8 protein-coding genes are annotated in these 12,867 nt (G+C 60.2%); 7 read left to right on the top strand and 1 reads right to left on the bottom strand.

From position 1 onward, the window contains the following. Nucleotides 1-35 precede the first annotated feature (35 nt). Nucleotides 36-1,181, top strand: a complete 1,146-nt coding sequence (locus C4334_RS02810; RefSeq protein WP_352430564.1) for a carboxylate-amine ligase — start codon at nucleotides 36-38, stop codon at nucleotides 1,179-1,181. A gap of 92 nt (nucleotides 1,182-1,273) precedes the next feature. On the opposite strand, the gene C4334_RS02805 is transcribed toward C4334_RS02810, so the two are convergent. Further along, on the bottom strand, nucleotides 1,274-2,134 hold the full coding sequence (locus C4334_RS02805) for a Cof-type HAD-IIB family hydrolase (protein WP_352430563.1): 861 nt from the start codon (nucleotides 2,132-2,134) through the stop codon (nucleotides 1,274-1,276). 363 nt (nucleotides 2,135-2,497) lie between these two features. Between C4334_RS02805 and C4334_RS02800 the strand changes: the two genes are divergently transcribed. The 6 genes from C4334_RS02800 to C4334_RS02775 all read left to right on the top strand — a co-directional run bounded on the left by C4334_RS02800 (nucleotide 2,498) and on the right by C4334_RS02775 (nucleotide 12,786). Further along, complete coding sequence (locus tag C4334_RS02800; protein ID WP_352430562.1) at nucleotides 2,498-3,688, top strand: threonine synthase; 1,191 nt, start codon at nucleotides 2,498-2,500, stop codon at nucleotides 3,686-3,688. Between the two features lie 99 nt (nucleotides 3,689-3,787). After that, nucleotides 3,788-5,005, top strand: coding sequence for a tetratricopeptide repeat protein (locus C4334_RS02795; protein ID WP_352430561.1), 1,218 nt, complete (start codon nucleotides 3,788-3,790; stop codon nucleotides 5,003-5,005). 230 nt (nucleotides 5,006-5,235) lie between these two features. Beyond that, nucleotides 5,236-6,507 (top strand): alkaline phosphatase family protein, encoded by a 1,272-nt coding sequence (locus tag C4334_RS02790; protein WP_352430560.1) that lies wholly within the window; start codon nucleotides 5,236-5,238, stop codon nucleotides 6,505-6,507. 41 nt (nucleotides 6,508-6,548) lie between these two features. Then, on the top strand, nucleotides 6,549-7,760 hold the full coding sequence (locus tag C4334_RS02785; protein ID WP_352430559.1) for a CehA/McbA family metallohydrolase domain-containing protein: 1,212 nt from the start codon (nucleotides 6,549-6,551) through the stop codon (nucleotides 7,758-7,760). A gap of 630 nt (nucleotides 7,761-8,390) precedes the next feature. Beyond that, entirely contained in the window at nucleotides 8,391-9,122 is a 732-nt protein-coding gene (locus tag C4334_RS02780) for a PEP-CTERM sorting domain-containing protein (protein WP_352430558.1), read from the top strand. A 43-nt stretch (nucleotides 9,123-9,165) separates the two neighbouring features. Continuing rightward, nucleotides 9,166-12,786 (top strand): S8 family serine peptidase, encoded by a 3,621-nt coding sequence (locus tag C4334_RS02775; protein ID WP_352430557.1) that lies wholly within the window; start codon nucleotides 9,166-9,168, stop codon nucleotides 12,784-12,786. Nucleotides 12,787-12,867: the final 81 nt, after the last annotated feature.

Genomic DNA, 12,867 nt, shown 5'->3' with positions numbered 1-12,867 from the left:
TCCGACCGGGACGCTAAACGCAGGGGGAGGGGGCTATGTTCGGCAAGTACACCCTTGGCATCGAAGAGGAGTTCCAAATCGTCGATCCCGCAACGCGCGAACTGCGCTCACACGTCTCCGAGATACTCGCCGAAGGGCGTATGCTCCTCGGCGAACAGATCAAACCTGAGATGATCCAATCGACGGTGGAGGTCGGCACGGGCGTCTGCCAGAACATTCAAGAGGCGCGTCGCGAGATCACGCGGCTTCGCGCGATCGTCTCTTATCTGGCGCGCAAGCAAGGTCTGGCGATCGTCGCCGCCTCGACCCACCCTTTCTCCCATTGGATCGACCAGAAGATCTACGAAGACAAACGCTACGAGCTGCTGGTCGAAGAGGTACAAGTGGTCGCGCGCTCGCTCTTGATCTTCGGTCTTCACGTGCACGTCGGCGTCGAAGACCGCGAGCGCTCCATGCACATCATGAATGCGGCGCGGTATTTTCTGCCGCACGTCCTGACGCTCTCCACCTCATCGCCCTTCTGGCTCGGCGTCAACACCGGTTTTAAATCATACCGTTCGGAGATCTTCAAGAAGTTCCCGCGCACGGACATTCCGGACCATTTCGATTCTTACGCCTCCTTCGAGCGCTACGTCGATCTATTGATCCGCACTAATTGCATCGATAATGGCAAAAAGATCTGGTGGGATATTCGTCCTCATCCGTTCTTCCCGACGCTCGAATTCCGCATCTGTGATATTCCAACGCGCATCGATGACACCATCGCCATCGCTGCGCTCTTTCAAGCCATCGTCGCCAAACTCGATAAACTGATCGAGCAGAACTTGGGCTTTCGTCTCTACCGTCGAATGCTCATCCAAGAGAACAAGTGGCGCGCCGTGCGTTACGGGCTAGACGGCAAGCTCATCGACTTCGGTAAACAGAAGGAAGTTCCGGCGCGTGACCTGATTCGCGAACTGCTTCAGTTCGTCGACGACGTGGTCGATGAACTCGGCTCGCGCAAAGAGATCGAACACATTTACACCATTCTCGACCGCGCGACTTCAGCCGAAGAGCAACTGCACGTCTACCGCGAAACGGGAGACCTGCGCGCCGTCGTCGATCGTTTGATCGAACGGACCATGGAGAACGTTCCCCTGATCACGGATGCGCAAGCGACCGGAAGAGCGACGAGCGACTGATCGCATTGAACGTCGCTACGGGCAGCGTCGCGAGGTGGCGCTTTTGCAAGGCGACGAAGCCCAATCGCGCCTCCATCGAAAGGGACGGCCTGTCAATCGTTCAAGATGAACCGCTCGATGGCCAAAGCGACGCCATCTTCGTCGTTGGAAGCGGTTGAATGAAACGGCCGCCCGCGGCTTAAGTCCGCCTCCGCATTGCTCATCACGACGCTTGTGCCGGCAAATTCCAACATTTCGAGATCGTTGAAATTGTCGCCGATGGCCATCACCTCTTCGCGCGCAACCCCGTATTCGGCGGCCACCGCGGCCAACCCCGCTCCTTTCGAGGCTTGCGGACTGATGATGTCGAGCAGGGCGAAATCCTTTTTCGTGTAGAAAGTGCGCACGATGCGTACTCGCCCGTTCAGCTCGGCAGCCAACACGCGACCGAGATCGTTCATGGTCGCACACCCGCCAGCGAAAGCGATGTGGACCGGGTCATGGTCCAGATAGTCGATGAGCGATGGCACCGCGAGGACCTCGCTCTCCGTGCCTGCTACGCGCCGCGACCATTCGATGTACCTCGCCAGTTCCCTGTTCCCTTCGCTCGCTCGCTCGTACACGAGCAGCCCTGCGCCGTGCGGATCGTCGCTGACCATCGCATCCGCGCCGCACGCGCGTCCAACGCGCAAAACAGCGTGCGCCGCTTCAAGCGGCAGCAACCGCGCGGCGACAGTCGTCGCCGTGCGCGCATGTTTCGTCAGTGCGCCGTTGTGCGCGATGATCGGGGCGTCGCCGAGATCCAGATCGAGCGCCACAGGACGCGCATCGCGGAACCTGCGCCCGGTAGCGAGCACGACGTGCACGCCCCGCCGTCGCGCCTCGTCGATGGCCCGTCTATTCACCTGAGAGATTTGGCCGTGTGATGTGAGAAGCGTTCCGTCCAGATCGAGCGCGAGCAACTTGATCGCCATTTCACCGATCAATCTAACACATCCGCTGTGCGATCCGCCAAAAAGCGCCGGAGCACCAAACAGACGGAAACCGTTCGCCAACTGAACGCGCAGCGCGCAAAACTCCGCAGGGCAACCGAATCCCAAACGGTGACTTTTGTTCGTCGAGGGTAAGACCTGCTCCGAGCGCAACGTCGAATGCAGAACGATCGCTTCAAGGATTCTGCATTAAATGCAGTCTGTCCGATCAACGCCGGGCGCAACATCAGATGCAGGATAAGCGCTCCAAGTGGCATAATCCTCCCGCGTGGTGCGATTGGCCGAGTTCAGATGCTCTCGCATCGACATGAGATATTCGAATCACACTTTCTCGGAGATAAAGGGATGAACGTCACTCATCTGGAATGCGCGGCGTGCGGATTGGAACACGAGGCACGCCGCTTGCTCAATCTCTGCGCTCGCTGCGGTAAGCCGCTCTTTGTCAAGTACGATCTGCAACGCGCCGCTCGCACGTTGACGCGCGCGTCGCTGGCGGGCAGAGGGGCTGACATGTGGCGTTACCGCGAAGTGCTGCCGATTGAAAACGACGAACACATCGTCACGCTCGGCGAAGGTTGGACGCCGCTCGTGCACGCGCGGCGGCTGGGCGAACGGCTCGGCATGCGTGAACTCTACGTCAAAGACGAGTCGCAGAATCCGACGCATAGCTTCAAGGCGCGCGGCATGTCGGCAGCTGTTTCGATGGCGCTCGCGCTCGGCGCACAAAAGCTGGCCGTCCCTTCGGCGGGCAACGCCGCTGGCGCGCTCGCGGCCTACGCTGCGCGCGCCGGTCTGCAAGCGCACATCATCGTGCCGCGCGACACGCCGCGCGCCAATATCATCGAATGCGAGCAGATGGGCGCGCACGTCCAGCTCGTCGATGGGCTGATCACCGATTGCGCTGCCGAGATCGCGCGGCGCAAAGAGCAGGAAGGGTGGTTTGAAGTTTCGACGCTCAAAGAGCCGTACCGCGTCGAGGGCAAAAAGACGATGGGCTATGAACTGGCCGAGCAATTCGCTTGGGAGCTTCCCGACGCGATCATCTATCCGACGGGCGGCGGCACCGGACTGATCGGCATGTGGAAAGCGTTCGCCGAGATGGAGATCATGGGGTTGATCAAAGACCAACGCCCGCGCATGATCGTCGTGCAAGCAGCCGGGTGCGCTCCTATTGTGCGCGCGTTCGAACGCGGCCAACGCCATGCGGAAGAGTTTGTCGGCGCAACGACGGTCGCTTCGGGCTTACGCGTGCCGCGCGCCATCGGCGATTTTCTCATTCTTGACGCCGTGCGCGCCTCCGGCGGAACGGCCGTCGCCGTGACGGATCGAGAGATGCTCGCCGCTGTGCGCGAAATCGGCGAAACCGAAGGCATGTTTGTCGCGCCGGAAGGAGCCGCCTGTCTGCCAGCACTCCGAAAACTCATCGAAAGAGGCTTGATCGACAAGCACGACAGAGTGGTTCTTTTCAACACCGGCGCAGGCGTAAAATATCTCGAATGTTTCACCGAGCCGTTCAGCGATCAGGCGAAGGTTTGATCGGCATCGGAGCGCGGCAGATCCAGAGTTTCGCCCAACCGCGCAACTCGTTAAGAGCGAAAGCGTCGCGCTGAAATCGAGCTGTGGGAAGGAGTCGCCATGAAACGAAGCGTATTTGTTCTCGCTATCCTTCTGGTCGCCGGCAACGCACGGGCGCAAGAGCTTGAGTTCGAGAGGCTCCGCGCCGAAGGGCGCACGGCGCTCTACAACCTCGATTACGAACGAGCGCGGCAACATTTCGCTGAAATGGCGCGTCGCTTCTCCGACCATCCGGCTGGACCGTATCAACTGGCCGCCACACTTTGGTTGCAAAAGCTCAACGAAGCGCGCCGACTGCAATCATCGCTCTACAACTCCGAATCCTTCTACGCCCAAAACGAGGACCGCGTCGATGAACGCACGGTACAAGAGTTTAGGCTGCTGACCGATCGGGCTGAGAAGCTCGCCAAAGCGCGCTTGAAAAAAGACCCGCGCGACGCAGATGCGCTTTACTATTTGGGCGCAACCGCTGCCCTGCGCGCGGCCTTCGCCGGTTCAGTCGAAAGACGGTTCATCCCCGCACTGCGCGAGGGCAACACCGCTGTGGACCGCCACCGCGAACTCCTGAAACTCGATCCTTCGTATCGCGACGCGGAATTGACCGTTGGACTTTACGACTACGTGGTCGGCAGTCTCCCGCTGCCAGTGAAGCTGCTGGCGAGCATCGTCGGCCATCGTGGCTCGAAACGGCGCGGCATCGAAACTTTGGAAAGAGTCGCGCGCGAAGGACGTTGGGCACAAGATGACGCGCGCGTGATTCTGATCGCGATCTACAAACGCGAGGGGCGCATCGAAGACGCGCTCAACGCCGCGCGCGAATTGACGGCGCGTTACCCGCGCAACTACCTGTTCAAACTCGAACTGGCCGATGCGCTCGCGCTGCGCGCGGTTGATTTCAAACGCGCGGGCGAAACCGAAAAAGCGACAGCGGCGGAACGCGAGGCCATCGCTAACTTCGACGCCCTGCTTCGCGAACGCCCAGCGCGCGCCCCTGACCTTGTGCGCTTCCGTTTCGGCGAAGCGCTGATGGCGCTGGGACAGCCCATGCGCGCGGCGCAGGAGTTTCTCGCCGCGGCGACTGCCTCGGGAGCCGAAGCTTCTTTGGCAACCATGGCGCGCCTTCGCGCTGCGCAGGCTCTGGATCTCGCTGGACGGCGCGCCGAAGCGATGGTCCAGTATCGCGCTGTGCTCGCACGACCCAACGTCTATGACGCACACGAACTGGCGCAGCGAGGCTTACGCGAACCGTTCAGCGAAAGGGCGGAAGAACGCCGGTGAACGATCACCGCCTTCAGCGACATTGGAGCGTGAAAGAGTAGATTCAGCGACAAGCGAAGCGCAAAAGAGCGCATTGAGCAAGCGCGAGCGGGGCCAAAACGTGGTGCGGGAGATGACTTCTGGCAAAAGAGCGAGGCGCACGATTCGCAGGAGCAACGCGCGACGCGCGCGACGGAGGATGAACGATGCACGCCCTCTTTCCGACGCCGGTTGAAGAGAATCAGCTGCCGATGAAAGCGAGATCTCAGCCGGAAACAGCGCGGCAGCGCCCGCGCCGTCTGCTTTTGTGCTTGGATGGCGTGCCATTCGAGTTGATCGCGATGGCGCGCAAGCGCGGCCTCTTCGCGCGCTTTCACCGACCAACACGGCTCCTTTCCCCCTTCCCGACCATGACCAACATCGCGCTCTCGTTGATGTTCGACGAAAGCGCTCCGCTCGGTTACGAGAGCCTCTATTTCGATCGTCGAAGCGGAGCGCTGGCTGGCGGCGCGCGCAAGTACATCGGACGCCGCACGCCGGACAAAATCCCGTCGTCGTACATGCGCTTGCTCGATTATCAAGAGCCGTTAGCCTGCGAGTTCCTCGTTTACGTTGCGCCCGATAGGGTGGTCCACGCCGATTTCGAGCGCTTCCGCCGCCGCTTTCAACAAACGGTGCCCGGCAAGGATTTCTTCGCTTTCTTGAAAGGCGTTGATGGTATGCTGCACATCTGCGGCTCACAAGCGCTGCTTCGCGCCCTCGAAAAGCTAGATCAACTGCTGGAAGAGATGTGTAAACGCGAAGGCGATCGAACTGAAATCTTTCTTTTCTCCGATCACGGCATGAACCTTGTGGAGAACCGTCGGGTTCACGTCCGCACTCATCTCGAACGCCACGGCTATCGCGTTGTTTCACGCCTGCGCGCGAGACGCGACGTCTGCATCCCCGCCTTCGGATTGTGCGGATACGTAGCGATCTATTGCGACGCCAACGAGAAGGCAAAAATCGCCGCACACATGGCCGAATTGGAAGGAGTTGATTTCTCCCTCTATGCCGACGGCGATGAACTGGCGCTTGTCGGCCCGCGAGGGCGCGCACGAATTCGGGCTCGAAGATCGGACATCGGTTCGGCCTCTTACCGCTACGAGGCGGAAGAAGACGATCCGCTCGAACTTCTCGACACCGCACGCCGGATGCGTCAATGCGGGCAGCTCGGAGCAGATGGCTACGCCGAAGATGCCACGTGGTACCGTTGGACAGCGGAGCACACCTATCCAGATGCGCTCGCCAATCTCTATGGCTCGATCTTCGAGCCGCGCGTCGTCAACACGGCTGACGTGCTGGTCAGCTTGCGCGATGGCTACTACTACGGTTCGTCGCTCTTTAGCCGCATCGTCCGCCTGCTCGCAACACACGGCAACGCTTTGCTCCCGAGTTCGAGCGCCTTCTTGATGAGCACGCACCGCGAGTTTCCGCCTCACATGCGCATCGCCGGCGCACGCTGGCGCTTGCACGGCGTTTGATCCTTCCTCGTTCAAAAAGCTCGTGTTAAGTTTAGCGTTGCATGCGCGCGCTTAAACGCATCGCCATCGCCCTCTTGGTCGCCGCGCTCGCGCAAGCGCCTTTCATCTACCGGCGGCAACAGCTTGCGCGTTTGCGCGCCGAAATCGACAGGCTCGCCGCCGAAAGACATCCCGCGACAGAAACGACCTTCAAAGATTACCGCGGCGTGATTCACGTCCACTCTTGGCTCGGCGGACACAGCAGCGGCACGTTCGAGCAGATCGTGCGCGCTGCACGCGCTAACGCTCTCGATTTCATCATCATGACGGAACATCCTGCGCGTTACGTCTCCACCGCCGAGGCGACGCTCAAAGGCTTTCAAGATGGCGTGCTCTTTATCAACGGCAACGAGGTGAAAACCGCCGACGGCGATCGTTTGCTCGTCTTCCCAAGCGATGCTTCGGCAGATGATGCCGAAAAGATGAAGACTGCCGAGTTCATCGCTCGCGCGCGGAGCAAAGGAGTAACCACTGTCGTCGCTTACCCGGACGAGTCGCACGCGTGGCAAGAAACGGAGTTCGATGGGATGGAAGTTTACAACCTTTATACCGACGCGCGGCGCTGGCGGATGTCTCTTTTGGTCTTCGATGCGCTATGGTCTTGGCAAAGCTACCCCGATCTCATCTTCACGCGCCTCAACAGCAGGCCAACCGAAGTTTTGAAGAGATGGGATGAAGCGCAACGCCGTCGGGCTACCTTTGCCATTGCAGGCAACGATGCGCACGCCAACATCGGAATAGGTCTCTTCTACTCTTCCGGCAAACCGCTATTCGAGATCAAATTCGATCCCTACGAGGTCAGTTTCCGTTTGGTCCGCAATCATGTGCTCATCGAACGCGCTGAACGCTTCGATCAAACATCGCTCCTTTCGGCCATCGCGCGCGGACATTGTTACATCGCGTTCGATCTCTTCTCCGATCCGACGGGGTTTCTTTTCTCCGCCGAAAGCGACGGCAAACGGTGGATCATGGGCGACGCCCTTGCGCTCGATGAACGCCCCGTCTTGCTTCGCGCGCAAACGCCCCTACCAGCACGCATACTCCTGCTTAAAGACGGCGCCGTGATCAAAGAGATGCGCCACACAAACCTACTGGAACATCAGGCGAACGAAGCGGGTGCCTATCGCGTCGAGGTCTATCTCGAAGATATCCCGCTGATCGCTGAAAAACCCTGGATCATATCCAACCACATACGCTTGACGCACGCCCGCTAAAGCTAGCGGACAACCTCACGCCACTTCCGGCAGCCTTTTCATCGACGGATCGTTTCATCCTAATGCCACCGTACGACCTTCGCTTCAACACGCGCCGGTTTTCGCCAAAGGTTCGTTCAACAAATGGACTTAAATCGACGTGAGCCAAAGGCAGACTGAGAAGACAGCCAGCGACACGACCAAAGCAAATCAATCGAGATCGCGCGAGCAGTTCGTTCGACGAAGAAACTTCCCAAGCGATTCTCGAAGGATGTTCGCAGCCGTTCCGATGACGCGCTATAACTATTTCTTAATCTCTCTACAAGAAAAACTTAACCATCGGCACCGCGGGCGATTGTAACTTTATCACACAGCAAAGATATCGCTGCTGACCAAGGAGTGAATCCGTGATGCGCGTTCGGTTCGTATATATCCAGCAAGAGGTAAATCCGAAAAGAACGCTCGCTTCGTATATGTCTAGCGAGTCAAGAGATCGAGGTCAGCTAAGCGAGCGGCACGGCAGGCGTGTTCGGTCTTTTCGTCTGCTGAAGCGCAGTCTTTAGCGAGCGCAGGGATGCGACTTTCGGCGTTCTTCGTCATTGGGCAATCATCTTTAGTTTTACGGAGACTTGCAAAGGAGGATCCCATCGAATGCTCAACTTACGCGGTACTTTCTACCTCGCTGTGCTTGCTTCTCTTCTGCTCTCTGCGGCGGCTCAAGCCGATACGATCATCATCGGCAGCAACGCGAGCGCGAACAACTACCCTTTTCAAACCAACGGGGCTTACACGGGAACGTATCAACAGATCTACACGCGCAACAAGTTTCCGGGCGTCTGGAGCATCACACAGATCGCCTTCGCCTCGACCACGACGCCGACGAGCTTCTATCCGAGTCCGGCAGCGTATAACCTAAGCGTTTACGCGGCGACGGCACCAACCACGCCGTCGAGTCCGAGCAACAACTTCGCCAACAATCGCGGATCAGACTACACGATCGTCTATTCCGGACCGGTAACGGCAACTCTGACCGGCGCCAACAACTTCGACTTAGTTATCAACTTCGCAACCCCATTCATCTACAACTCAAGTCTCGGCGATCTTCTGATCGAGATCGTCATCAATTCGGCGACCGGAACAGGGCGCGAGTTTTTCCTCGCGGGCTTTTCGCCCGAGACGGGACGCGTCTACAACGCCTTCGGCAATCCGGCAAACGGGCAGATAGCCGAGGGGAACTTCGGCCTCTACACGCGCTTCATGGCAACTCAATTGCAAGCGCCACCTAACGCTATTCCCGAACCGGCGACCATGTTTCTTTTAGGCACTGGTGTGGCTGGTCTCGCGGCATATGCGCGCGGTCGGCGTCGCGCGCTGAAGCGATGATCGCCTCGCTTTTGCGAAAGGTTCGAAGAAGAAAGGAGGAGTCATGGAGCGTGAACTTTCCCGCAAAGGTCGCAGTGCGTTCGGCCTTTTGTTGACGTTGCTGGCAGTGATCGGTTTAGCAGCTCTCGCCGTCGGCGTGCGCTCGTCGGAAGCGGCGTCGGCACCGCCGCAAAGCGCTGGACTGATCACCGCCGAGCCGCCGGATCTCGCCAATTTTCGGCAATCGGTTGGCGGCGAAGTGCGCCCGGTGCTCGTCGAATTACATCAGACGCCGGGTGTGTTGCGTCGCCTTTCGCTCGAAAATTTGGGGCGTGCGCTGACCTTCGACGATCTCACCGGATACGCGCGCAATCTAGTTCAAGCGCAAGACCAGTTTCTCTCCTCGCTCGCCGGACGCGGCGTGCGCGCCATGCTGCGTCGCGCTGACGTGCCGCAACCCGACGGTTCAACGCGCCGCGTGGAATGGCGCTTCACTTACCTGTTCAACGGCATGGTGCTCTACGTGGCGGCTGAAGATCTGGCGCGACTTCGCTCGCTGCCAGAAGTCAAATCCATTCGCGAACTGCAACCGACGAGGTTCCTTCTCGACCGCGCGATCGATTACATATTGGGCACGCAGTTCGACCCGTTAGCACGCCGATTGGCCGTCTATGGCAACGAACAGCAATTGCAACCGCGCGGCGCGCCGGGCCATCCGGAAGCGCCTTCGACCAACCGCAACGGAGATGGCTTCGAAGGACAGAACATTAACATCGCCATCATCGATTCGGGCGTTGATTGGCGCCACCCGATGTTCGGCGGTATCGGTCAGAGCACGCCGCTGCCGCGCATCTCCGGTATGGCCGAAAGCCCAAACGACAACCGCAAGGTGATCTACTACTACGCGCTTTCATCGCCCGGCGATCCGACGGACGACTTCGGTCACGGAACGCTGGTGGCCGCGTGCGCTGCCGGTTACGCGGTGGATGGGAACACGCCGCCGCGCGCTGGCTACGGAACGGGACGCGACGGAACCGGCATCGGACCGACGCCGAGCGGAACGCAGCTTCACGGCACCGCGCCGCAAGCGCGCATCATGGCTTACAAGGTCTGTGGACCAGCGCCGCAATGCTTGGGCGACATCGAGTTGGCGATGGAAGATGCCGCTTCGCCTTACACACTGGTCGGGGCGAGCGGGGGCCCGTTGACGACTACCGCCGTGCGTAAACCCGTCGCCGACGTGATCAATCTCTCGCTCGGCGATACAGCGGGCAACCCACAAGGCTCGACGGCGATCTTCGCTAACAACGCCGCGCTGGCGGGCACCATTGTCGTCGCCTCGGCAGGCAACAGCGGCCCTGGGCCGGGCACGGTCGGCTCGCCAGCAGCAGCGACTTTGGCCATCGCTGTGGGAGCCAATCTCGATCCCGGCTCGACTTCGGGCGCAGATGTGCTTGCGCCCAATCAGATTCCGGGCGAGACGCGTGCGCCCACGGCTGGACCGCCACCCGAAACCGGGACCGCCTCCGAGCAGAACGTGCCGCAACCGAACGCGCGACAAGGCATGAAGCTCTTCCCGGTCGCAGGCGGCGGACCGCTGCCGAATGGTTCGCTCTCCGCCCACTACGTCTTCGTTGATCGGCGCAATCCAGCCAATCCGATCCCGCCATCGGTTACCAATCGCATCGCCGTAGTCAAAGGGACGGGCGCGTTTGCCGCGATCGCTAATTCGGTTGCGCCGTTTCGTCCAGCAGCGATTCTGATCGTTACTACCGTAGAGTCCGCAACCGCTGTGGTCGTCGCGGGCGGCATTCCGACTTATACGATCAATCCGAACGACGGCGAATACTTGCTCGACCTTCTTTCGTCCACCGACAACGATGCAGGCGATCCCACGCCGGGCCTCGTCTCGGAGCTGCCCCTTCGCCTCTCCGATAGCATTACGCTCGACGCCTTCGAGCCGAACATGGCGGGCTTCAGTTCACGCGGCCCCAATGATCATCCGAACGCGCGCTTCCGTACGATCAAACCGGACGTGACGGCTCCGGGCGTCGGCATCGTCGGAGCGGCCACGCCCGACGGCTTGCCCGATGAAGCGCTCGGGTTGGCAAGTCCGACCGGCTATACGCAAGCCAATGGGACTAGCTTCTCCGGTCCGATCGCTGCCGGTGCTGTAGCGCTCATCCGTCAACGCGTGCGCGAAGAACTGAGACTCGACGCGACCGACATCTCCGATCCGAAGTATCGTTCGAAACGGTTCGATGCGGTGACCATTTCGCGCGCGCTCTTGATGAACACGGCAACCAACTTGCGCAACGGACGCGGCGTCCCGCAAGGCGATGGCGCGGCTTCGGTCGCGTCCATCAACGACATGGGCGCCGGCTTGATCAACGTCGCTGGCGCGCTCGACGCGCGTGCCATCATGGTCGCGCCAACATTGCTGCTTAAAGAAGAGTATACGCCGCCAGCTAACGACCCGCCGCAATACGAAGCCAACGGCGCGCTCAAGGTGCTGCTGCCGAGCGCCAGTTTCGGAGCGGTTCCAGTGGTGGGATTGAATGGGACGCTCGTGCGCACGCAGGAAGTGATCATTCGCGACATCACGCGCGGCGGCGGGAGCGGCCCCTATGCGCTCGCTTTCCAGAACAACCGCAACGCGGACAATCCGGGATTCCAAATCTCGTTCACCGATGCGAACGGCAATCCGATCAATTCGGTCAGCGTCCCAGCAGGGGGTCAAGTCTCCTTCTTCGTGCGCGTCATCGCTGATGGGCGTCGCATCACGGTCGATCCGACGGAGTTTCAGTGGTACGTCACGGCGACGCACTCCTCCTCGGGGCGCACGTTGCGCGTTCCCTTCTACTATCGCGCGGTGCGCGCGCAAGTATCGAACCTAGCTGCGCCCGATCAAGCCCCCATTGAAGGGACGGAGCAACCGGCCACCACCGGTTGCCCCACCGACACCAACGGCAACTACCGCTTGCGTTGGAGCTACACGCCGCCCAACGGCGGACCGTTGCCCATCGGCTTCCGCATCCAAGAGGCAACGCGCAGCCAGACGCTCTTCTTCGACAACGCCGATGAACCTCTGATCGCCGGAAGCAATTCGAAGTGGAGCGGCAGCGCGCAGTGGACCACGCAGAACAATCCGAACACGGGAAGCCTCGCCTACTACATCGCCGATTTGGCGAACCAAAACGAAGCGCTCACGCTGCGCAGCCCGATCACGCTACCGACCGGCGGAGCAACGCTCACCTTCACAACGACGCAGGACTTTGAAGACGGCTTCGACAACGGCTTCGTCGAAGTGAGCACCGATGGCGGCGCGAATTGGACCACCGTCGCCATCTACGCAGATAACTTCATCGGCACGCGAACGGTCGATCTTTCAGCCTTCGCCGGACGGTCGATCCTGCTTCGCTTCCGCATGGTGAGCGATCTGCTGAACGGTCCGCCGGATGCTGCGCCTCTTGGCTGGTACATCGAAGACATACGTGTCAGCGCCGATGATTTCCGCACGCTGGCCGAGGTCGGCGCAAGCGTTAACTCCTTTGACATCACAGGACGCAACAACGGAACCTATTTCTATCGCATCGCGGGCTTGTTCGACACGCCCGAAGGGGCAGTGGTCGGACCATACAGCAACACGCGATGCGTGATCGTCAATCGCCTCGGGTTGCCCTGATCGGGCCACCGATCCGTTAAATCCTTTTCCCTCCGTCCATCAAGGGGCAAAAGCGGGTAGAGGGGACGGGCGGTATCTTCG

The sequence above is a fragment of the Pyrinomonas sp. genome, from assembly GCF_040289685.1.
Lineage (GTDB): Bacteria > Acidobacteriota > Blastocatellia > Pyrinomonadales > Pyrinomonadaceae > Pyrinomonas.
Note: the sequence above shows the minus strand (reverse complement) of the source record. Positions and strands in the feature narration are given on the sequence as shown.

What these genes read in the sequence shown, in the direction of transcription:
- C4334_RS02795 (WP_352430561.1), top strand. Translation starts at nt 3,788, where the DNA reads ATGAAACGAAGCGTATTTGTTCTCGCTATCCTTCTGGTCGCCGGCAAC.
- C4334_RS02790 (WP_352430560.1), top strand. Translation starts at nt 5,236, where the DNA reads ATGAAAGCGAGATCTCAGCCGGAAACAGCGCGGCAGCGCCCGCGCCGT.
- C4334_RS02800 (WP_352430562.1), top strand. Translation starts at nt 2,498, where the DNA reads ATGAACGTCACTCATCTGGAATGCGCGGCGTGCGGATTGGAACACGAG.
- C4334_RS02780 (WP_352430558.1), top strand. Translation starts at nt 8,391, where the DNA reads ATGCTCAACTTACGCGGTACTTTCTACCTCGCTGTGCTTGCTTCTCTT.
- C4334_RS02805 (WP_352430563.1), bottom strand. Translation starts at nt 2,134, where the DNA reads ATGGCGATCAAGTTGCTCGCGCTCGATCTGGACGGAACGCTTCTCACA.
- C4334_RS02775 (WP_352430557.1), top strand. Translation starts at nt 9,166, where the DNA reads ATGGAGCGTGAACTTTCCCGCAAAGGTCGCAGTGCGTTCGGCCTTTTG.
- C4334_RS02785 (WP_352430559.1), top strand. Translation starts at nt 6,549, where the DNA reads ATGCGCGCGCTTAAACGCATCGCCATCGCCCTCTTGGTCGCCGCGCTC.
- C4334_RS02810 (WP_352430564.1), top strand. Translation starts at nt 36, where the DNA reads ATGTTCGGCAAGTACACCCTTGGCATCGAAGAGGAGTTCCAAATCGTC.